This window comes from Brachyspira suanatina (assembly GCF_001049755.1).
Classification (GTDB): domain Bacteria; phylum Spirochaetota; class Brachyspiria; order Brachyspirales; family Brachyspiraceae; genus Brachyspira; species Brachyspira suanatina.
Window position 1 is genome coordinate 482494 of the sequence record NZ_CVLB01000001.1, and the last position, 24357, is coordinate 506850.

At 27.6% G+C, this 24357-nt stretch carries 17 protein-coding genes; 4 read left to right on the plus strand and 13 right to left on the minus strand.

Going from position 1 to position 24357, the window contains the following annotated elements; translation table 11 throughout:
* Positions 1-7: 7 nt before the first annotated feature.
* Both BRSU_RS02245 and BRSU_RS02250 read right to left on the minus strand, forming a co-directional pair.
* Positions 8-757 carry a leucine-rich repeat protein gene (locus tag BRSU_RS02245; protein WP_048593594.1) on the minus strand — a complete coding sequence of 250 codons (750 nt, stop codon included), beginning with the start codon at positions 755-757 and terminating at the stop codon, positions 8-10.
* Positions 758-770: 13 nt separating this feature from the next.
* On the minus strand, positions 771-2024 hold the full coding sequence (locus BRSU_RS02250) for a hypothetical protein (RefSeq protein ID WP_245158031.1): 1254 nt from the start codon (positions 2022-2024) through the stop codon (positions 771-773).
* Between the two features lie 210 nt (positions 2025-2234).
* Here BRSU_RS02250 and BRSU_RS02255 point away from each other — a divergent pair, with 210 nt between their 5' ends.
* Positions 2235-2768 carry a LysM peptidoglycan-binding domain-containing protein gene (locus BRSU_RS02255; protein ID WP_048593595.1) on the plus strand — a complete coding sequence of 178 codons (534 nt, stop codon included), beginning with the start codon at positions 2235-2237 and terminating at the stop codon, positions 2766-2768.
* Between the two features lie 67 nt (positions 2769-2835).
* On the opposite strand, the gene glgP is transcribed toward BRSU_RS02255, so the two are convergent.
* On the minus strand, positions 2836-5397 hold the full coding sequence (gene glgP, locus BRSU_RS02260) for an alpha-glucan family phosphorylase (RefSeq protein ID WP_048593596.1): 2562 nt from the start codon (positions 5395-5397) through the stop codon (positions 2836-2838).
* Positions 5398-5762: 365 nt separating this feature from the next.
* Between glgP and aroF the strand changes: the two genes are divergently transcribed.
* A complete protein-coding gene (aroF, locus tag BRSU_RS02265; RefSeq protein ID WP_048593597.1) occupies positions 5763-6806 on the plus strand; it encodes a 3-deoxy-7-phosphoheptulonate synthase in 1044 nt (347 codons plus the stop codon).
* A gap of 103 nt (positions 6807-6909) precedes the next feature.
* Here aroF and BRSU_RS02270 read toward each other — a convergent pair whose 3' ends face one another.
* Positions 6910-7953: a hypothetical protein gene (locus tag BRSU_RS02270; protein ID WP_048593598.1), complete on the minus strand. Its 1044-nt coding sequence runs from the start codon at positions 7951-7953 to the stop codon at positions 6910-6912.
* Positions 7954-8099: 146 nt separating this feature from the next.
* Between BRSU_RS02270 and BRSU_RS15060 the strand changes: the two genes are divergently transcribed.
* Positions 8100-8333: a pentapeptide MXKDX repeat protein gene (locus tag BRSU_RS15060; RefSeq protein WP_425339083.1), complete on the plus strand. Its 234-nt coding sequence runs from the start codon at positions 8100-8102 to the stop codon at positions 8331-8333.
* A gap of 179 nt (positions 8334-8512) precedes the next feature.
* Here BRSU_RS15060 and carB read toward each other — a convergent pair whose 3' ends face one another.
* From carB to BRSU_RS02310, 8 genes are all read right to left on the minus strand, one after another.
* Positions 8513-11710: a carbamoyl-phosphate synthase large subunit gene (carB, locus tag BRSU_RS02275; RefSeq protein WP_048593599.1), complete on the minus strand. Its 3198-nt coding sequence runs from the start codon at positions 11708-11710 to the stop codon at positions 8513-8515.
* The gene (gene carA, locus BRSU_RS02280; protein ID WP_048593600.1) at positions 11703-12788 is read right to left on the minus strand and encodes a glutamine-hydrolyzing carbamoyl-phosphate synthase small subunit; all 1086 of its coding nucleotides are present in this window, start codon (positions 12786-12788) and stop codon (positions 11703-11705) included. Before carA ends, carB begins: the two co-directional genes overlap by 8 nt.
* A 239-nt stretch (positions 12789-13027) precedes the next feature.
* Positions 13028-13981, minus strand: coding sequence for a peptidylprolyl isomerase (locus BRSU_RS02285; RefSeq protein WP_048593601.1), 954 nt, complete (start codon positions 13979-13981; stop codon positions 13028-13030).
* Between the two features lie 86 nt (positions 13982-14067).
* Positions 14068-15531, minus strand: a complete 1464-nt coding sequence (locus BRSU_RS02290; RefSeq protein ID WP_048593602.1) for a B12-binding domain-containing radical SAM protein — start codon at positions 15529-15531, stop codon at positions 14068-14070.
* Between the two features lie 19 nt (positions 15532-15550).
* A complete protein-coding gene (locus BRSU_RS02295; protein ID WP_048593603.1) occupies positions 15551-15991 on the minus strand; it encodes a YkgJ family cysteine cluster protein in 441 nt (146 codons plus the stop codon).
* Between the two features lie 63 nt (positions 15992-16054).
* Positions 16055-16495 carry a MarR family transcriptional regulator gene (locus BRSU_RS02300; protein ID WP_048593604.1) on the minus strand — a complete coding sequence of 147 codons (441 nt, stop codon included), beginning with the start codon at positions 16493-16495 and terminating at the stop codon, positions 16055-16057.
* 191 nt (positions 16496-16686) lie between these two features.
* On the minus strand, positions 16687-18912 hold the full coding sequence (locus BRSU_RS02305) for a glycoside hydrolase family 2 protein (protein ID WP_048593605.1): 2226 nt from the start codon (positions 18910-18912) through the stop codon (positions 16687-16689).
* Between the two features lie 318 nt (positions 18913-19230).
* Positions 19231-19662 (minus strand): hypothetical protein, encoded by a 432-nt coding sequence (locus tag BRSU_RS02310; protein ID WP_048593606.1) that lies wholly within the window; start codon positions 19660-19662, stop codon positions 19231-19233.
* Between the two features lie 208 nt (positions 19663-19870).
* Between BRSU_RS02310 and BRSU_RS02315 the strand changes: the two genes are divergently transcribed.
* Positions 19871-20944 (plus strand): ankyrin repeat domain-containing protein, encoded by a 1074-nt coding sequence (locus tag BRSU_RS02315; RefSeq protein WP_048593607.1) that lies wholly within the window; start codon positions 19871-19873, stop codon positions 20942-20944.
* Positions 20945-21662: 718 nt separating this feature from the next.
* Here BRSU_RS02315 and BRSU_RS02320 read toward each other — a convergent pair.
* On the minus strand, positions 21663-24281 hold the full coding sequence (locus tag BRSU_RS02320) for a BspA family leucine-rich repeat surface protein (protein WP_245158032.1): 2619 nt from the start codon (positions 24279-24281) through the stop codon (positions 21663-21665).
* Positions 24282-24357: the final 76 nt, after the last annotated feature.

A 24357-nucleotide genomic window follows, 5' to 3' on the forward strand; every position in this document is an offset into this window, starting at 1 on the left:
AATGATATTATTCTAATACTTCTATTATATCTTCGATACTAAATTCGCCTTTATAATAAACTTTTTTCCAAGTATATCTAGCCCAATTTGTAGTAGTATATTTTTTTCCTCCTGATATAATTTCTTTATATCCGTCAAAATTTCCCAAATATAATGTCATTTGTTTTTGATCTATTCCTTTCCAAGCATCTCCATTATTAGCACCTGTAAAATCCAATCTTGTACCATAATACACAACATGCTTAAGATTTTTTACACCAGCAAGCATACTAGGATACATAGTTTTAAAATTAGTACCTAAAACTATAGCTTCAAGAGATGTGCAATTATCAAAAGCATTATCTCCTATAGCCTCCATATCAGCTGGAAAATAAACACCTGTAAGATTTTTTACATTCATAAAACTTTCATTAGGCCATTTCTTTCCATTTCCTTCAAAAATAACATTTTCTGCATACAAAAATACATGCTTATCAGGCTGCTTTCTTAAGCATTCTGCTATACTCAATATTGTAGTTTTATCTATAATTCCTCTAATTCCTAATCTGCTTCCTCCGCTTCTATCTATAGCATCATATATTACAGGGCATTGAAAAGTTCCTCCTCCGCTAGTATATGGTAAATGAATTTGGTATACAAAAAAATTGATTTTATTTGCTTCTTCTAATGCATTATCAGGACTTAAATATTGAATATTACAAGATATAATAAAAATTAAAATAATAGTTATAAGAATTATAAAACTTTTTATTTTCATAAATTAGACTCCTTTATAATTTTGGTTCTCCAGCAAATCTATACACAAATGGTACAAACATAACTGAAAAACTCTTTGAAAATATAGCATATTCAAATGATAAAGATTGGTAAAATATATCAATAGTTGCACCAACTCTTATATCATAACTGAAATAATTATCTTTTATTGATATTTTAGGCATACTTGTATTAAATTCATAAGTTTGATTATTAATATTTTCTGTTACAGTATTTATACCAAATTCAGAATCAGAATCTACAAAACTATATACTAAATCAACTCCAATAAATCCATATATTGCAAAATAATCTATATATGGAACTTTATCTCTTAATTTTAATCCTCCAACTAATTTTGGAGTTAAAGCAAAACTTATCCATTTACTTTTTATGTCGGCTGATGTTCCAAAGTATGCTCCTGTATATGTGCTGTTTGCGGAATTATGCATCTGAAATACATACCTATCATTCATGAAAGCCATATTGAATTTTCCATAATCAACATTGAAATCTGCTCTGGCATCAACAAAAAAATATTTATCTCTATAAATATAGAATTTTAAGTCCATACCGCCATGTAATCCAAATGTTTCTATTTTTGTATCTTTAACAAAAAGATTATAAAATTCGCTGTAACCTGGCATAAATGCAAATCTTAATCCTATGGACATAGGAGCAGTCCAGCAATTAATAGAACCAAAAACTTCAATATATGGAAATGGTACTTTATCTATAGAATTTATTAGTCTGGCAAAATCATTATCATAACTTAATGAAGATTTTGTATCTTCAAGCTGAAAATTTAAGTATGCTCCAATACCTACAGTACCTAATGGAAAATGTAAAGGAATTATTAATCCATAATTATCTCCTGAAGCAGCATTAAACTGTATTTTTCTTTTAATTTTCTGTTCTATTGCATATCCAACTGACATATTAAAATTATAAATATCATATAAAAATTCAATACTTGACATTAAAAGTATTGTATTAGGAGATTCCGGATATTTTTCTATTAATTCCGGATTGTTAAGTACATCTTTCCAAAATTGCGGATTTATATTTTCTATAAAGTTTTTGGCATTATTAAAAAAATTTATTATATATTCGTTATTAGAAATATAATCGATATAGCCTTGATTATATTTATTATTCATTTGAAAATATTTAGTTATAAATTGATTATATTCAGTATTTATATCTTGTGAATATAAATATGTAATATGCAAACATAAGAAGAAGGCAACATGTAAAAAGTATTTCATAAATAATCCTAATTGTTTTTATTATAGTAAAATTATTTTCTAAAATCAACATGAAAATAATAAAAAAAGAATTTTATATAAAAATATTCATTCTTGATTAAAAATAAAAAATATTTTAACGATAAAAATTACCATTATATTTAAAATAATTAATATTATTATAATATGAAAAAAATCATAATTTTGATATTTATTTTTTGCAGTATAGTAATGTCCTCTCCATTATTTATAGAAGAAACCCCAATAAAAATTTATATAAAAAATAAAATTTTAGATGAGGCTGAAAAAAAAGGTGATATTCAAACTATAGAAGAATTAACAAATGAAAATACATCAATTATAACTAATGATAAATTAATAAGTACTAATAATAGTGTATTAATAATAACTAATGATATAGATTTTTCAAAGTATAGAGATAGAGGATATGATATAACAATGGATGTACTTCCTAGATATTATAGAGTACAGGCAGGAGATACATTATTAAAAATATCATCATATCCATTTATATATGGAGAGAGAAATTTTTGGCGTATTATATATATCCATAATAAGGATATAATAAATGATACTACTTCTCTTCCAATAGGATTAAGACTTTTTATACCTAGTATAATAGGGGAAACTAGATATTGGAATTATGAACCTAAACTTGAATATATACCATTTAAAACAAAAATGGATTTAACAACTAATATGTATAATGATTATCCTTTCATTATTAAAACAGAAGATAATTAATTTATAATAAAAAAGACCTTCACTAAAATGTGAAGGCCTTTTAATTTTTATTCTATTTAATTAAATATTAGCTCCATATAATAAGTTTCATATCGAATTTATAGCTTAAATCTTTATGATATGGATACATTCTTATAGCATAACCACTTTGTCCGCTGTTAGTACATTCTAAAGTTCCTGAGAAAGAATGTCTTCCGTTTCCTAAATCAGCAGAATGCTTCATTTCTACTGTGATAGGATCTATGATTTCTTCTTTCATGCTTAACTTACCATGGTAAAGTTCTACTCTTACAGAATCAGGAGCTATGTCTCCAAGATTAACTATAGTCTTAACTTCAAATTTACTTCCAACTTTTAAATTTCTTGAAGGCATTTCTGAAATTGTGTTTTCAATAAGAACTTTTGACCATTTAGAATAAATATCTTGTTTCCAAGCTTTTAATTCTTTAGCTTTAGCAAATTCATTTTCAGTCATATTGAAATATCTTTTGCTTGCATTGTTATAAAATTTATGGAAGTAATCAGCAACCATTCTATTAGTAGAGAATACTGGACAAACAGTTTGCATACTCCATTTCATAGCAGCAACCCATTGTCTAGGTATATTATCTCTTCCTCTTTCATAGAATAGAGGTATAATCTCATTTTCTAAAACATTATAAAGAGCTTTACTTTCAACTTCATCTTGATATTCTAAGTCAGTGTACTCTTCTCTGTTACCGATAGGCCATCCATTTTGACCATCATAAGCTTCATCCCACCATCCGTCTAATACACTGAAGTTTAAACCTCCGTTTGGCGGAACTTTCATACCGCTTGTACCGCTTGCTTCTAAAGGTCTTCTAGGGTTATTAAGCCATACATCAACACCTTGTACCATGTATCTAGCAACATTGATATCATAGTCTTCTATAAATACTATATGATCTCTGAAATCTTCTCTTCTGCATATTTCAGCAATATTTCTTATTAATTCTTTACCGCCATTATCATGTGGGTGAGCTTTACCAGCAAATATGATTTGTACAGGTCTTTCAGAATTAGTAACGATTTTCTTTAATCTCTCTAAATCTCTGAAAAGCAATGTACCTCTTTTATAAGTAGCAAATCTTCTAGCAAAACCTATTGTTAAAGCTTCAGGAGAAAGTATTTGATCAGCATGTTCTATTTCGCTTTTTGTGAATCCTCTGTTTGTTATTTGAGTTTTTAATCTTTCTCTGCAGAAATCAATAAGTCTTTCTTTTCTTCTTTCATGAGTTCTCCAAAGTTCTGCATCAGGTATTTTTTGAACTCTTTCCCAAATTTCATATTCTAAAGGTTTAGTTCTCCAACGAGGTCCTAAATATCTGTCAAGTAAGTTCTGCATATCAAAAGATATCCAGCTTAAAGTGTGAATACCATTTGTAATAGAATCTATAGGAAGTTCATTAACAGGAACACCTTTCCAAATATCTTTCCACATAGCTCTTGATACATGTCCATGAAGCTCACTAACACCATTATTTTCAGCAGATAAGTTTAAAGCAAGTACAGTCATACAGAAACTTTCTTTCTGATCATCAGGATTTATTCTTCCAAGCTTTATGAATTCATCCATAGTCATGTCTATATGTTTAACATAATCTGTGAAATATTTTTGAATCATATCTATAGGGAATATATCATTACCAGCAGGTACAGGAGTATGAGTTGTAAATATATTAGAACTAAATACTACTTCTCTTGCTGTATTTTTATCTAAATGATTATTTTCCATTAATTGTCTTATTCTCTCTAAAGAAAGAAAAGCACTGTGTCCTTCATTCATGTGATATATTGTAGGTTTAATTCCTAATTTATCTAATGCTTTGACGCCGCCTATACCAAGAAGTATTTCCTGCTGTATCCTAGTTTCTAAGTTACCGCCGTAAAGTTGGGCAGTAATATCTCTATCTTCAACTCTATTTTCTTCTATATTAGCATCTAAATAATAAAGTTCTATTCTTCCTACATTAGCTTTCCAAATTTGAGCATAAACTTTTCTTCCAGGCAAATCAACATCTACTTTCATTGTTTCGCCGTTTTTATCTAAAACTTTTTCTAAAGCTAAGTTAAAGAAATCATTTTCTATATCATATTCCTGCTGCCAACCATCAGCATTTAAATATTGTCTGAAATATCCTTTTCTATATAAAAGTCCAACAGCAACTAAAGGCAAACCCAAATCACTTGCAGATTTCAAATGGTCTCCTGATAATATACCAAGACCGCCTGAATAGTTAGGTAAAGATTCATGAAGTCCGTATTCAAAAGAGAAATAAGCTATTTTTTCATTAGGAGTTTTTTGACTTTCATCTAAGCTATTATACCAAGTTTCCTGCTTCATATAAGTTTTAAACTCATCATAAACTTCAGCTAAATTCATCATAGCTGCATCATCTTGAAGCATAGCATCAAAACGTTCCTGAAGAGATTCTCCTAAAACTCTTATAGGATTATGATCTCTCTTGTCCCAATTATCAATATCTATTGTTCTTAATAGAGTTACTGCTTTCTGATTCCAACACCACCAAAAGTTTTTAGTAATTTCTATAAGTGGTTCTAATTCTTTTGGAACGGATGGTGAAACCATATATTTATTTAATTTCATAAAATTACCGCCTTAAAAATTATTTTAGATATACCTCTGCTTATTCTATAATATTTTATAATAAAATCAATGAATTTATTTAATAATTCTTATTATATAGTTAATTATATATATTTTTTATTGACATTTATTGTTTTTTGTGTATAATGTATTACTATGAAAGGTAAGATTATTATTAACTCTATCAGCAATAATTCTTTTTGCTTCTTCTTTAGATTTTTTGGCGTTTAAGGCGCCAGTATATTCTATTTTTTCACAACAATAAAAACAAATACATAATAAATTAATTTTTTAATTATAAGAAAACGATTAAATAAAGCAATCATAATTAACATAATATTTTAAATTTTAAGGAGATAATTACTATGATTATTGTAATGAAACCAAATGCTAAAGAAGAATATATAAATAATATAACAGACAGACTTATCGAAGCAGGACTTGGCACTAATAAAATAGTAGGTGTTGACTGTACTGTTATAGGTATAGTAGGAGATACTTCAAAAGTTGATAGAGAATTAATGGCTACTTTACCTGGTGTTGCTAGAGTTTTAAAAGTACAAGAGCCTTTTAAAAGAGCTAACAGAGCTTTCAAAAAAGAGGATACTATAGTTGATGTAAGCGGAGTAAAAGTAGGAGCCGGAAAACCTGTAATAATAGCAGGTCCTTGTTCGGTTGAAAGTGAAGAGCAGGTTATTAATATTGCTAAGAGCGTAAAAGCAGCAGGAGCTTCAATACTTAGAGGCGGAGCTTTCAAACCTAGAACTTCACCTTATGCTTTCCAAGGTTTAGCTCTTGACGGACTTAAAATATTAAAACTTGCAAAAGAAGAAGTTGGAATTCCTATAGTAAGTGAGATTGTTTCTATAAGACATTTAGAAGATTTTGAAAATACTGTTGATATGATTCAGATTGGTGCAAGAAACATGCAGAACTTCGAGCTTTTAAAAGAAGTAGGAAAATTAAAAAAACCTATACTTTTAAAAAGAGGTTTAGCAAATACTATTGAAGAATGGCTAATGAGTGCTGAATATATTTTGGATAAAGGAAACAGCAATGTAGTATTATGCGAAAGAGGTATAAGAACTTTCGAAACTTATACTAGAAATACTTTTGATGTTTCAGCTATACCTATGATAAAAAGAATGAGTCACTTACCTGTAATAGGCGATCCTTCACATGCCAGCGGTAAGGCTTGGATGGCACTTCCTCTTACTTTAGCTGCTCTTGCTGCTGGTGCTGACGGTATGATTATAGAAGTGCATAATGATCCTGAACATGCTTTATGCGACGGTGCTCAGTCTATAAAACCTGATACTTTTGAAGAGATCATGGCTTCTGTTAATATGATGGCTGATACTGTGAGTAAAATAAAAGAACGTCATGGCGGTAAGATTTATACTAAATAATTTTTGATAAGCTATTGTTAACATAATTATAATTGATCATTAAATAAAAAAGCCTGCTCATAATATTTTATGAACAGGCTTAGTTTTTAAAGTTTAATTATAATTAAGCACCTTGTTTAGTTAATGTAACTTTTTTTTGAGTATCAGGATCTGTATAAGTAGCTGTTTTTTTGTCATCACTGAATACTATGACATATTTTTTATAATTATTTGAACTTATATAAGCTGAAATAGTTAATGTGTTTCCTAATAATATTCCATCAGAATATCCTATACTATTAATTATTAGTGTAGGTTTATTTGATTTTACCATTAATGTAATACCGCTTCCATCAGTAGAATTATAATCCCCAATGTATGAAGTTAATAAATCTGATTTGTTATATTCATCTAATCCTTGATATTCTCCATTCACTTTTATATTATTATCAATAGCATAGTTATTTTTAAAGATCATTGATTGTTCAACATTATATGTATAACTTTGTCCATTTCCTCCAGGTACTACTTGGCTCATTTTTATAACTAGAGTATCTCCATTTAATGTTATATTGTTTATCTGTATTTGTTCAGATATTTGGGCATAAATATATCCGTTATTATCTATAATAATATTAATATTTTTTTCAGGCTGAGGTGGTAGTCCTCCTGAAGACTTGTAATAATAATTATAATAAGCACCTGCATATTTTTCTAATCCATTAACTTTAGCCAATTGTTTATAGCCAGTTGTAGATGATACAGGCTCTTTCTCATAGATGTTTTTTGTAGATTTACTTATTCCATTATTATTGAATGTGTATAAATAAATAACTTTATTTAATGGTTCATAATATTTTACAGTTTCTATCTGTAATTTATTATCTAATAAAATCATATTACCTGTTATTTCTACACCTTCTTCATATATTTTACCATTTTCAATTTTTTCTCTTACATAAAAAGAACCATCATCATATTGATAATAATATCTTCCGCTATGATTTTTTAGGAAATCTGATATTGCTGTTGGATCTGAAGTTCCAGAACCTTCGTCTATAATACCGCTATCTCCAGTATTTCCATTATTAGTAGGATCTGTTGGTGCCTTTGAGCAGCTTACAGCAAATATAATAAATGCTGCAATTAATAAAACTTTTTTAATCATATTTTTCTCCTTAAAAATTGTAATCGTTTATTATTAACTTATATTTTTTGCAATGCAAAAAAGCCTATAAGAAAATAAGCTAGAATGATTGGTTAAAAAGTTGATGTGTTGATTTTTTATGAAATAATTAATATAAATGCGATGCGATGCGATGCGATGCGATGCGATGCGATGCGATGCGATGCGATGCGATGCGATGCGATGCGATGCGATGCGATGCGATGCGATGCGATGCGATGCGATGCGATGCGATGCGATGCGATGCGATGCGATGCGATGCGATGCGATGCGATGCGATGCGATGCGATGCGATTATATCAAACATTTTTTACCTTTTATATTTTTATATTAAATTATCAAACATAAAAAATTATATATAAAATATATTAAAAGTCAATATATAATATTTATTTTTGTAAAAAAATATATATATTTTTTGCAATAATATAAATAATATAATAAATAAAAGTATGTTATATTAAAAGTAATTTTCCATATAATTATAAATATTATTCAGTTGTTACATACAATATATAACAACTGAATATTTTTTTATAAATTAAATATTAGATAAATCCATTATAGTGAAATTCATAGATTCTATAACTTTAAGCAAAGCATAAGCTGTATCTAATGATGTAATACAAGATATATTATTTTCAGCAGAAGCTCTTCTTAATTCTAAACTGTCTGAATGTGTTTGGCTATTGCTTTCTATTGTATTTATCACATAATCAACTTTGCCTAGTCTTATTGTATCTATTATATTCTCTAATCCTTCTTCATAAATTTTTGATACTTCTTTAACATAAAGTCCTTTTTCTCTCAAGAAATTAGCAGTTCCTTTTGTAGCATATATTCCATATCCTATATTAGAAAATCTTTTTGCTAAATCAAGTATTTCATTTTTATGATTATCCGAAATAGTGAGAAGTACATTTCCTTGTAAAGGTATTCTTAATCCGCTTGCTATTAATGCTTTGTATAATGCCTTTTCAAAATTAATATCAAATCCTAATGCTTCGCCTGTACTTTTCATTTCAGGTCCAAGTATAGTATCAACTCTTCTTAATTTAGCAAAAGAAAATACAGGAGCTTTAACAAATACTTTATTAGATTCTTCTTTATACAGGTTGTAGTATCCTTGTTCTTTTAATGATTTACCAAGTATGCACATAGTAGCAACATTAGCCATTGGAACATTAGTTATTTTACTTAAAAAAGGTACTGTTCTGCTGCTTCTAGGATTAACCTCAAGTACATAAACGTTATTCTCTTTATCAACTATAAATTGTATATTGTAAAGCCCTATGAAATTAAATCCTATTCCTATTCTTTTTGCATAATCAATTATAGTTTCTTTTACTTTATTTGATATTGTTTGAGTAGGGTATACGCTTATAGAATCTCCTGAGTGAATTCCTGCTCTTTCTATATGCTCCATAATACCCGGAATAAATACATTATTTTCACTGTCGGCAATAGCATCAATTTCTATTTCCTTACCTATAACATATTTATCAATTAATATAGGAGCTTTATTGCTTACTTCTTTTACAGCAGTTTCCATATAAACTTTCAAAGATGCATCATTATCTACTATCTCCATAGCTCTTCCTCCAAGTACATAACTAGGACGAACTAATACAGGATAACCAATATCATTTGCTATTACTAAAGCCTCATCAACAGTTATAGCAGTTTCACCTTTAGGCTGAGGTATATTAAGAGTTTTTAACATCTCTTCAAATTCATGTCTGTCTTCTGCCTTATTAATATTTTCTAAAGAAGTGCCAAGTATATTTACTCCATGCATGACTAATTTTTCAGCAAGATTTATTGCAGTTTGTCCTCCGAATTGTACTATAACTCCTTTAGGCTTTTCAAGTTCTATTATATGCATAACATCTTCTATAGTTAATGGTTCAAAATAAAGTTTATCTGATATAGAAAAATCTGTTGATACAGTTTCAGGATTATTATTTATTACTATAGCTTCATATCCGGCTTCTCTTATAGTCATTACCGAATGAACTGTGGAATAATCAAACTCTACTCCTTGTCCTATTCTTATAGGGCCTGAGCCTAATACTATTATGCTTTCTTTTCCGCTTTTAAAAGATTCATTTTCTTCTTCATAAGTAGAGTAGAAATAAGGGGTTTCACTTTCAAATTCTCCTGCACAAGTATCAACCATTTTATAAACAGGTATTATATTATTCTCATGTCTTAATTTGTATATATCAATTTCTTCAGCTTCCCAAACTTTAGATATATAACTATCTGAAAATCCTTTTTCTTTGCATTCTCTTAAAATATCTATATCCATTTTATTTTTGGATAATTTTTCTTCTAATGAAATTATATTTTTTATTTTATCTAAGAAGAATTTATCTATATGAGTAATATCTATTATATCATTTATATCTTCTTTACGTCTTATAAGTTCTGCTATAATAAATATTCTCAAATCATCTCTTAATTCTATACGCTCCCATAATTTTTTAGTGGTATACTCTGAAACATCATTATGAATTATATGATCGCATTTTATTTCAAGAGAACGAACAGCTTTTAAAAATGATTCTTCAAAATTTCTTCCTATACTCATAACTTCGCCTGTGGCTTTCATCTGTGTTCCTAATTGTCTATCGGCATTAGGGAATTTATCGAATGGAAGTCTTGGGAATTTTGTAACTATATAATCTATAGAAGGCTCAAAACATGCAAAACTTTTTTTAGTTATAGGATTAAGTATTTCATCTAAAGTCATACCAACTGCTATTTTAGCACTAATTTTTGCAATAGGGTATCCTGTAGCCTTACTTGCCAAAGCACTGGAACGAGATACTCTAGGATTAACTTCTATTATGTAATACTTAAAACTTTTGGGATCCAATGCTAACTGCACATTACAGCCGCCGCATATTTTTAAAGCTCTTATTATTTTAAGACTCACATTTCTAAGCATTTGATTTTCTCTGTCGCTTAAAGTTTGACAAGGAGCAACTACTATACTGTCTCCTGTATGTATTCCAACAGGATCAACATTTTCCATATTACATACAACTATAGCATTGTCATTATTATCACGCATTACTTCATATTCTATTTCTTTATAACCTGCAATACTTTTTTCAACTAAGCATTCATGTACAGGACTTATTTTCAAACCTGTTTCGCATATTTCAATCAATTCTTTTTCATTGCGTGCAAATCCGCCTCCTGTTCCTCCTAATGTATATGCTGGACGAACAACTAAGTGATAACCTATTTTGTTTGCAAACTCGATTGCCTCTTCAACACTATGTACTATTATGCTTTCAGGTACAGGTTCATTAATTTCATTCATAAGATTTTTAAAAAGTTCTCTGTCTTCAGCACAATTTATAGCATTCAAATCAGTACCTAAAATTTCAACATTATATTCATCTAATATTCCGCTTTCAGCAAGTTCAACAACAAGATTTAATCCTGTTTGTCCGCCAAGAGAACCCAATATTGCATCAGGTCTTTCTTTATATATTATTCTTTTAGCAAAGTTTAAATTTATAGGTTCTATATATACTTTATCAGCAACAGCTGCATCAGTCATTATAGTGGCAGGATTTGAATTTATAAGTACAACTTCATATCCTTCTTCTCTTAAAGACTGACATGCTTGAGTACCGGCATAATCAAATTCTGCAGCCTGTCCTATAATTATAGGTCCTGAACCAATCACTAATATTTTTTTTATATCTGTTCTTTTAGGCATTTTTCTCTCCATAATTGTTGTTTATCATATCAATAAAATTATCAAATAAGTATTTACTGTCTTCAGGTCCAGGACTAGATTCTGGGTGATATTGAACAGAGAATACAGGATATTTTTTATGTTTAACTCCCTCACAGCTCCCGTCATTCAAAGATACATGCGTCATTATAAGATCAGTATTCGATAAACTTTCTTTTTCAACTGCATAGCTATGATTTTGGCTTGTGATGCTTACTTTATTAGTTTCCAAATCTTTAACAGGATGATTTCCGCCTCTATGTCCGAATTTTAATTTAATTGTATCAGCACCGCATGCCAAACTTATAAGCTGATGTCCTAAACATATACCGAACATTGGAACTTTACCTATAAGTTCTTTTATTGTATTGATAGATTCTTTAACATCTTTAGGGTTTCCAGGCCCATTTGAAAGCATTATTCCGTCAGGATTTAAACTCATTATAGTTTTAAAATCTGTATCATAAGGAACTACAATTAAATCGCAGTTTCTTTTACTTAATTCTCTTATTATTCCGAGTTTTGCTCCGAAATCTATTAATACAACTTTCTTTCCTCTATTTGGTATAGGAAAAGCATTTTTTGTAGAAACCATTTTTACATGATCATTCATATATGGTGTTTCTTTAAGCATTTTTACTATATCATCTTTATTTTCTATAGTATCGCTCATTATTGCTTTTAAAGTTCCTACTTCTCTTATTTTCTTTGTTATAGCTCTAGTATCTATATTTTCTATAGCGGGTATTCCTTTAAGTTTTAAGAACTCGTCTATATTCTCTGCACTCCTAAAATTATTAGGACTTTTACATGCTTCTTTTACTATAAGTCCGAATATTGCCGGATTCAAACTTTCAAAATCATCTCTGTTTATTCCGTAATTTCCTATAAGAGGATAAGTCATAACAGTAATTTGTCCGCAGTAAGATAAATCGGATAATACTTCCTGATAACCTGTCATAGATGTATTAAAAACTAATTCACCTATTTGGAAATTATCTGCCCCAAAACCTATTCCTTCATAATGACTGCCGTCTTCAAGTATTAAGTATCGTTTCAAATTTTACCTTCCTATTAGTCTAAATTTTTTTTAGATTTTTATTTAAAATAAAAAAAAGATTGGAAATCAACTGAAAGTCAATCTCCAATCTTTTTAAGATTATCAAAAACTGCATTTTTCGCAGTATTTTCTTTAGTTTAAACTTTTTCCAAATCATATTATTTTTTCTTCATTTTTATTTTCTTTATAATAACATATAATAATTTATTTTACAATTATTTTTTATTAATATGTATGAATTATTTATAAATTTGAACTGATACTCTTTTAGTTTCCTCATCAAGCCATTTTATAAATGATTCTCTCATACGAGCTTCACCTAAATAGTTTTTCACTCTAGTTCTTATGCTTTCCATATCCTTTTCTATTTCCATTATTTTTACTATATAAAATCCTTTTCCTACTAACTCACGTACACTGCTTACAGTACCAACTTTATATCCTCTTTTTGCTAAATTAAGTCCTGCATTTATTTGTGCAGGCAAAGATCTTTTTCCTGCATCATAAAGTAAATTGTATCCTAAATCTCCTCCATTGTTTCTTGTAGCTTCATCTTCGCTGTATTGTTTAGCAAGTTCTGCAAAATCTTTTCCTCTTGCCGCCATGCCTCTTACTTTAGTAGCTAATTCCTGCTTTTCTCCTTTTTCTGTAAATGTAACCGCTTTGAAGAATATCCAAGAAAGTTTTACCAAAGTATCTGCCTCAAATGCGGATTTATCTTTAGTGTTATTATAAAATTCATCGGCTTCTTTATCACTTATTTCTGTATTATTAACCACAAGTCCGTATAAATTTTCCATAGCTATTTGTTTTTTTATGGAATTTTTATATTCTTCATAAGATATACCTTCAGACATTAATTGTTTTTCAAACTGACTAGCAGTTAAATTATATTGTTTAGCAATAGTTTCTAATCTTCTTTTTACATCATTTTCTTCTATAACAAAATTATTTTCTTTAAGTTTCAGATACATTACTCTTTCTTCAACTAAATCTTTATAAACCATATCATCTGTAATTTTTTGACCTATAGATCTAGCTTGTAATGTTAAAAAAGTTTTTCTGCTTAAAAAATCTTCATAAGTAATTGGCATAGAACCTACTATACCTACTATACTATTAACAACATCATTAAATAAAAGATTACTTTGTATAAAGATAAAAGATAATATAAAAACTATTATTTTTCTCATATAAATTTTAATCCTTAATAATTATTGCATGTATATAAACCGTTTAAAAAGAATATCATTAAAATAGCTTATATGCAAGTATATTTTTAATCATTTAAATAGAATGAAAGTATATTCTTAAATGATTTTATATTGTATTTTATATCGTAAATATCTCTTATACTTTTTATCTTTTGCCAAACGTATCTAGGAGTAAATGACAAATTATAAAAATATTCAATGTATTTAAATATTTGCTCATCATCCATATTTAATTTCATAATACTTTTTCTCATATCATAATCAAACCAATTTTTTGTTTTTATAAGATCATTTTCGTCGCAATATTTGAATAATTTGGTTCCGGGATATGGTATAAAAAGTGAAATATTCATAGAATTAATATATCCATTAAGCATTAAATCTTTTACGATATTGAATGTATTTATTATATCTTCTTCTGTTTCCCAAGGATAACCTATTTTTACCATTATATCTGTGAATAATCCTGCTCTTTTAGCTAATTTTATAGATTCTATAACATTTTCTACAGAGTTATCTGTAATACCTAGTTTTTCTATAGTTTTTGTATTTCCTGATGGTAAGTTAAAAATTATAGTTTTGAATCCTGATTTTTTCATCATTTTATAATCTTGATATTCTAATATTCCAAGATAGATATAACAGTCTAAATAAACTTTTTTATTAAGTTTTCTTTCTTTCATAGTTTCGCAGAATAATGAAAGCCATTCTCCGGTAGGAAAATAAACACTTGTATCTAATATTTCTTTTATTCCGTATCTTTTATTTAGATATTCTATTTCATCTATAACGTTTATAGGATTTCTCACCCTTACATTATCAAAAATAACATTAGAAGAATTACTGTTGTAATTATTATATGAAGATCCTCTTGCTGACATTATAAATGTACCCGGTGTTTTTTTGAAGTATTCATTTGTTTTGGAATATAGCTTCCAATTTGTGAGATTTCTATCTATAAATGGAAGTCTGTCTAAAGATTCTTCAAGCTCAAATTTTCCAGTATTTCTTATATTTCCATTAGATGTTCTGTAGTATATTCCTTTATTTAATTTTTCACCATTGTTTATATGATTAACCAAATTTAAAAGAAGAAAGTCATAATCTCCGCCAGTTAATATAAAATCGGTTTTGGATTTCTGCATACTTTCTTCAGGCAAAGCAGTAACATGATCTCCCGCTAAAACTATATATATATTTTCATATTTTTCTTTTATTGATTCTATAGTATCCCAAATATAATTAATGATAGGAGTTTTTACTTCAAAAAATATTAAATCAGGAGCTATATTATCTATATCATTAAACCAATCTATAGTTGTAATATTAGATGCTATTGTATCTAAAAATATAACATTAATTCCATTATTTTTTAATAAAGTAGCGGCGTAAGAAGGCAGCATAGGATATGAATATGATGGATTTTTTAACCATTGAAATTGTCTATTTAAAGATATTAACGGATATCCATTATTATATTCAAAAGGCGGATATGTTATACAAACTTTTTTAATTTCTTTTTTTTTCATCTTTTTTATAAAAAATATATTATTTAGTTTTTTTAGCTACTTTTTTCTTTGTAGATGAAGATTTTTTCTTAATTATTTTATTTTCATATACATATTTTTCTAATTCGTATTGATCATCAAATATTACATCATACCATTCTTCATATCTTTCGCATTTAGGCGGACTATGTTTTGAGCAAATTTCATTTCTATTTTCATAGTTTTTGCAAAGGTATGTTTTTTTATCTAAATATCTGCATTCGCTTCTTATCATATGATACCAAGTATTTTCATATATAAATATAAATGAATGTCTGAAATGCAAATACCATTTTAAAGTATTAAGTTCGCTTTCATTTTTAGGCGGAGATATTTCCATAACCAAATCATGGCAGCATAATGAATTGCAGTCAGCACATAATTTTTCACTTACTTTTTCTTTTCTATTTTTTAATAAACTATCTGAAGGTATAACTTTCAAAATAAAACCACCTTTTTTGTGAATATACTTAATTATAATAATAATTAAATTAAATTCAATATTTTAATTATTAAAATAATTTTCCATAAATGTCATAAGTTTTTTCTGAGGCTCTACATAATTTTTTATTTCATCCTCTGTAAGACATTTAAGCATTTGCATATCTAATTTTTCTAATTCTTTTAATATAGGTTCAGCAAAAGTTAAGCCTTTTTTTGTTAAACTTATTAATCTGTTTCTTTTATCTTTTGGATTAATCTTTTTTTTGATATAGCCTTTCTTCTCAAAATTATCCAATATAGAACATACAGTCTGCTTTGGAACAGATAGTTTTTCTGTGATAGTATTCTGTACACATTCTCCGCTGTTATAGATTATAAATAAACTGAATAAAGCCAAATCTGTAATGCCATACTGTTTAGCCCATAAGTAATAAAATCTATTAGAAGTATACCAAAAATCATATATGACTTCCATATATTTTTTTATATCTTCATTTTTCATAATTTTATCCCATTCTTTAATATATTTTTATTAATATTAAACATAAATTGAAAATAAAACAAGACAGCTTTTTATAAAAAAAGAGTTTGAAATTTTCATCTCAAACTCTTTTATTATCAATAAAAATTGTTCGCTGATAGTGTCTGCCAGATGCTCACAATTTTTATTTTGTTATTATTATAAAAATTGTTTTATATTACTTTTATTTCTATTGTTTCTTCTTTTACTCTTTTATTTTTTACTGTAACTTTTATGCTTCCTTTAGATTTGTTGGTTTTTACCCAGAAAGAATAATAACCGCCTTCAAGTACAGGTGTATCATTTCCTATTAATTCTCCAGCTCCCTTTACCTCTATAGTAATAGCCTCATTAATATATGGAAGTCTGTTTCCAATACCATCAACTGCTTTGACAGTTATTCTTGTTGCATCCCAAGCAGAGCCATTACTTACAGCATTAATTTCATTATCATCTGCTTTTACTTCCAAGGCTTTGAAAGTAGGGTTGTTCAAATAATTTTTTTCTATAACAGGTTTACCGCCTATATATCCTATTAATTTCATATCTCCCCAACCCATATCGCTTACGCCAGGTATATTTACTTCCATTTTTATTATGACAGGAGCATGTTTTAATCCCTGATATTTACCTGTTGCTGGATACTCTTTTGCCATTAATTCATCTCTATAATAAATTTCTACATAATCGCAATTTGTAGCAACCATTAAAGGAGATATTCCGCCTATAGCTCTTTCTCCTCTAGCATATATAGTTATAGGTTCTAATATTATTTCATTTTTTGTACTCATTTGAGATGAATATGCAGAAGCAGCCAATTTAGGATTTCTAAACATATCATAAACACCATGATAACATATTCTATCTCCAGATCCAAAATTATAATGAGTATGATAATCGAAAGCACACCATCCTGTAGAACCAGAAATATGTCTGTCTATAGCAACAGCATTGATTATTTCAAAATGTCTTTTAGTATGTTCTATTAATCTTTCCTCACAGTCCTGCATTTTTGTAGGGAACATATGTCCGTTATATTCTGTTATCATATATGGAACATTTTTATCTAATTTAGTTACGAATTTTGGTGCTCTTATAGGATCTGCAACACCGTCATAATTGAAATCATTCATAGTATATACATCTTCTAAAAGCTCACTTCCAACTAAATATCTTACTCCGCCTGTTTGTCTTGTTTTATCAAGTTCATGGGCTTTTTTATTAGTTTCTTTATAGAAGCTATGATTATCCTGACTTTCATTTATTCTTACTCCCCATATTATTATGGAAGCATGATGAAAATCTCTTTCTATCATATCTTTTACATTTTCTATAGAAACACTCTGCCATTTTTTATCGCCTATATGCTGCCATCCTGGAATTTCTTCAAATACCATTAATCCTATTTCATCGCATCTGTCTAAAAAATGTCTTGAAGCAGGGTAGTGTGAAGAGCGTACTATATTAAGACCTAAATCAAATTTTAATATATCAGCATCTTTTTTCTGCATTCTTTCAGGCATAGCATAACCTACATAAGGGAAGCTTTGATGTCTGTTCAATCCTCTCAATTTTACTCTTTTATCATTTAAGAAAAATCCGTTTTCTGTGAATTTAACATCTCTAAATCCTATTTTTATAGAAACGCTATCTTCATTAGGCAGAGATACTTCTAATCTATAAAGTCTTGGATTATCCATATCCCATAATTCTATTCTATCAGAATCTATATGCTCATCTATTTTTATATCAGTAAATAATTCATCTTTTTTTAGTGTTACTTCTTTTTTTATTTCGCATATATGATATTCTCTATTATACAAGTTAATAGCAATCGTTTCTTTAACACTTTCTTTTTTACTATTTCTTATTCTTATTTTTCCTGTTATATTTTGATTAGCAAGACCTGTAAGCATAACATTTTCTATTGATACATCATCAACGATTATAATTTGAACTTCTCTGTATATTCCGCCATAGCATAAATAATCTATTTCATTTCCGAAAGGAGGTATATCCTCTCTTTCTGTGCTATCTAGTTTTACAGCTATAATATTTTCACCGTCTTTTAATTCATCTGTGATATCATATACAAAAGGTAAATATCCGCCTTTATGCTCTCCAAAGCTTTTTTCATTAACAAATACTTCACAAGCGGCCATAGCAGCTTCAAAATTGATTAATACTCTTTTACCTTGTAATTTTGATTTATCATATTTAAAAGTGTTTTGATATCCTGATATTAGCCAAGTGTCTGATTCATCAAAATAATGAAGAGGTATTTCAGCAACTGTATGAGGCAATGTGATATTTTCTCCATTTAATTTTTCAATTTTTATATTATCATTCCATTCTTTTGTAAATTTCCAATTTGTATTAAAATTGATTATTTCTCTCATTTTGGTATATACTCCAATGTTTTGTGATATGCAATTTTATATTTAAAAAAATAAAAATCAATGAAAGTTTTTACAAAAATTATTATTTATTGTTTTATATTACTTGATCAAATATTACTGTATGAAGTCTTAAAGATGCTGAAAATAAATTCTTACAATGTATTTTTCACATATAATTATTAAAAAATATATAATATTATTTAAAAATAAATAGAGTATTAAGTAGAAAAAGAATTCTATATTAGATATAGTATAATTTTATAGCAGTAAATAATGTATTGGTATATTTAATAATTGAATATAATTTTGTTATTTATTTTATGCGTATGTATCTACATTATTGCCTTTACTAGAAGAGCTGGCTATTGCTGCTTTTGTAACACCGCCTGAAACATAAACTCTTTTACATTCAGGGCATATATTAGTAGTTAATGTTACATTTTGGAAAATTACTTCTCCGCCGCTTTTTTCTGCTGATCTCTGATTATTGGCAACATGTTCCTGTTCATGTGATGCTACCATAGAAGGAGCACTTGAAGGATCTATTTTAGTAGGAGTTTTAAAAGATACGCCTATATCATTAGAACCATCTTGATATGTTCTTGATGCACAAGTTTTACATACTCCAACTTCGCTTATAGGAGTTTTTTGGCTTGCTTCCTGAACAATATTATTGATATTATTGTTATTATTTCTTATATTATTAGTGTTTCTTATATAAGGAGCATTATTACGAATACTTATTTCCATAAATTACACCTCTTAAATATTTAATTCTACCCCTATATTTGAATTATAAACCTATAAAAATAAATATCAATACATATTATATTCATAATTGCTGTTATGTTTACTAATTATAGAATTTTTATTATAATTTCAGTAAATTTTTTATTTTATAAGTATAGTTTCATTATTTCCGATAATAGAAACGGTATTTTATAACTTGGATTTTATAATGAAAAAAATAATTGCATTATTATTTATAATATTTAATACTTCTTTAGTATTTGCTCAAAATGATGAGTTAATGGAATCTATAAAAAATAATGATATAGATAAAGTAAAAATATTATTAAGAGAGGGCATTAACTTAGATTTATACAATATCAATTATGGTATGAGTCCTTTAATGTATGCGGCTCAACTTGGCAATGAAGAAATAGTTCAGGAATTATTAGATTTCGGTGCTAAAGATTTTGACTTTGCTTTTTATGTGGCATGTGCCGAAGGTTATTGGAATATAGCAGAAGATATAATGAAGTCTGGTGCTAGTAATTATAATATTGCATTGTCTTATGCTGCCATAGGCGGACAATTAGATATAGTAGAAAAACTTATTGATTTAGGTGCTAAAGATCTTAATCCGGCATTGGTATCTGCATGCGAAGGTAATCATTTAGAGGTTGTAAAATATTTAATAGGTAAGGGTGCTAATGTTAATACTAGGGCATATATAGAAGTATATAGAAATTATAAAGGTGCTGAGAGAAAATCACCATTAACAGCATCAACTAATATTGATATAATAAAAGAATTAGTAAATGCAGGGGCAACTAATTTAAATGAAGCTGTAATATATAATGCTGAAACTATATCAACAAATTTTGACAGTTCTTATTCTACTGCAATATTAAATGAATATATCAATTTAGGTGCCGATGTGAATTCTATGAGTACAAATGATGGAAAGACGCTTCTTATGTATTTGATAGAAAAAAGGCAATTAGATTTTGAATTGATAAAAAAAGTTATAGAGCTTGGTGCTGATGTTAATGCACGCGATAGGAATGGAAATACTGTTTTAATAAGGGCGGTAATGTATGAATATGAAGCTCCTATTCAGGATAGTAATTTGAATAAAAAAGTATACAGAACTATTGGTACTCCTATAAATGTGATAGAAGAACTTTTGAAAGCAGGGGCAAGTCCTACCGACAGAAACAGTTATGGAAATACCGCATATAGATTGGCGGCAAGAAAGAAAAGAGATGATATAATAAAACTTTTTGATGAATATTTAAAAAGATAATTATTTGTATATACCTAAACAACTATATTTTGTCAAAAATAAATTTATATTTTTGTTTTTATATCTGGGGCTTTGCCCCCGCTCTGCGTACCCGTAGGGTAACACCCCACTTCTTTTGCGACGGAAGGAAGTGCCTGCGACCATAGGAAGTCCTTTAGGGTGGTATTGCCACATACGCAGTACGCCTTCGGTGAGAAGCTATATCCTCGACAAGCTCGGATACGCTTCGAGAAAGGCTACACATAGGCTTTAATTTAATAGGTTATCTTACATACAATATAATTTTAGTATGATTTAGTACTAATTTTATATCTTGCACTTTTTGCAACTTTTTGCGGCGGGAAAAAGTTGACTAAAAAATGACAAACTTAAAAATTTTCAGTATATACCTAAACAATTATATTTTGTCAAAAATTATTTTCTTATTTTATTATTTGTTGGGACTAGCCCCCACACCCCCACTTCTTTTGCGACGGAAGGAAGTGCCTGTGGTATTGCCACAAAGAAGCAAAAGGGCTATATTTTAGCTTAAATTAATAGTTTATATTAATTTAAAAACAAAATTAGTATGATTTAGTACTAATTTTACATTTGCGTTTTCGCGAAGCGTATCCGAAGGATAAAAACTTTGACGAAGTCCGCAGAGCGTGTGCGGCAAAAAAGTAGATAATACATCTGCCAAAATATAGTTGTTTAGCTATATTATAATTTTATATAATCAAAATAAATCTGTTAATCTAAAATCCAATATCATAAGAATTAATAAAGTATAAATAAATCTTTCTGATACTTTTTCATTATTCTCATTATAGAATTTAATATTTATTTTTACTTTATTTTTATAATCAATATTATCTTCAGCATCTATTATTATATCAAAATTGTCTCCATTATTTATTTTTAAATTATATTCTTTAACTGTTCCATAGTCCATATAACTAGGGAGCATTGAATACCTATCACCGAAAGCCTTAAAAGTACCATAAGCTATTTCAATGTTTTGTAATTTGTTTATTTCATTTTCCAAATTATTTTTATCTAATTTTATTATGCTTAATTGATTAATTGGCTGAAGTAATTCATAATCTTCTAATTGTTTTTTCCATTTTGTAATAGTTTCTTCATTCATTTCTATAGGACTTGCTAAACCTATAAAACTGTCATCATTAATTTTAATTTCTTCATCATCACAATTTGAATAGCTTCCGTCACCTGCATATCTGAATGTAGTTAAAAACAAATTATCTTTATCATATAAATTCCAAATAAGTGAAGAAGAAAATTTATTCATTAAAGGATTATCAATAAATATTTCTTTGAAAAGTTTATAATTATATTTCTTTTCATACATTAATGATTTATACAATTTTAAAGAAAGTTTTTTTATAATATCAGGAATTTCTTTTTTTATGTATTTAATTTCTTCTTTTATAGATGATGTAAAATCTTTGGGTACAGATTTTAAGAGTTTATTATTTTTTATATCAAATACATTCACAGAATAATCACTATTTAAAATCAATTTATAATCATCATTGATAATTTTTTCGCCTTTTAAATCAAATTCGAAATTTGAAGTAAATTTCAATTCCAAATCTTCAAGTGATAAATGTTTTTCTTTTGATATTTCTTTTAATAAATGTAATGCCGAACTGCGTATTTCATGTTTTTTAGCTTTTGAATAAATATCATACAATAGTTTTATAGCATAATCAGTAATCTCTGTAATTTCTATTGAAGACAAAATCATTAAGAAGAATTTAGAATCTTTTTCTTTCTTGTATATTTCTCTTAAGGCCTCATCACCGCCATACAAACTATAAATAATTGCTGTGGTTTCCTTGTATGTTTCTTTATAAATATTTTTAGCAAAAGTCATAAAACTTTCTTTATCAAGTAAATTAATAATAGAATCTATTTCAATCAAATGATAAATATCTCTTTTTAATTCTAAATATTTTAAGTATATATATTTTATCACTTTTATATCAACTTCTCTCGATTTATCTTTTATTAATACATTACAATTTTCTATATAAGAAACTTTTGCCTCATCTTTTTTCTTTAATTTTTTATTAATACTTTCTTCATACTTTTCAATATTACAAAATAATTCATAATTAAGAAATTCTTTTAAATCATTATAATAAAGATTTTCTAATCTTGTTTTAACAGCTTTGATTTTTTTATTATTACTTTTTGATGCTATTTCATAAATTTCTTTTATATTTTTTTCTAAAACAGTTAAAACATTAATATTAGAAAAAGTATATAAATATAAAATCCATTTCAAACTTAAACTACTAACTGCACTATCATCAAAAATATTATCGATTATAACTTTATCATTAAGCTCCCAAGTATTAAGAGAATCATATTCTTTAAAACCGCTATTATAAAACATAGCAACCATAGCATTAACATTGCTTACATTCCATTTATCTAAAGGCTTATTAAAACTTTTAGCTTTCCAAAACATAGAATTCATACTTTTTACATTTGAAGTATCCCATTTATCTAAATCCTGATTAAAACTTTTACATCCTTCAAACATGTCGCTCATATTTTCAACCTTTGATATATCCCAATCATTTAAAGGCTGATTGAAATTATGACAATCTCTAAACATAGCCGTTAAATGTCTTACCTTTGATATGTTCCATTTATTCAAAGGCTGATTAAAATTTTCACACCCATTAAACATTTCTATTACTATTGCCAAGCTAGATGTATTCCAATTATTTATATTCTGATTAAAATTAGTACAGTCCTTAAATATTCCATTCATATATTCAATATTTGAAGTATCCCACTTATCTAAAGGCTGATTAAATTCTTTACATCCCTCAAACATATAAATTGCATTTTTTATTTTTGACATATTGAAATGATTTACACTCTGATTAAAATTAGTACAGTTTCTAAACATATATTCAGTGTTTTCTAAATTAGAAGTTTTCCATTTACTCAAAGGCTGATTAAAATTTTTACAACCATTAAACATGCCCCGCATATTGATAACATTTGATACATTCCACTCAGAAATATTTTGATTAAAATTTATGCAGTTATAAAATAAATCTCCCATATTATTAACATTAGAAACATTCCATTTTCCTATATCTTCATTAAAACTATAACAATTATAAAACATTCCTCTCATACTGGTAACTTTATTAACATTCCAATTTCCTATGCCTGAAAAATCTTTTCTTCTTTCAAAAGAGAACAGTCCGCTCATATCGGTGATTAAGCTTGTATCAATATCACCCAAGTAAATATTTTCATCTTGTACTAACTTTTGTAGTTCTTCTCTTGTTTGAGGTTTGTATTTCATTATTATGTTTCCTTGTTGTTTTTTATAAATTTCATATTCTTTGATATATTTTTCAATTTTAAAATTATAGTATTTT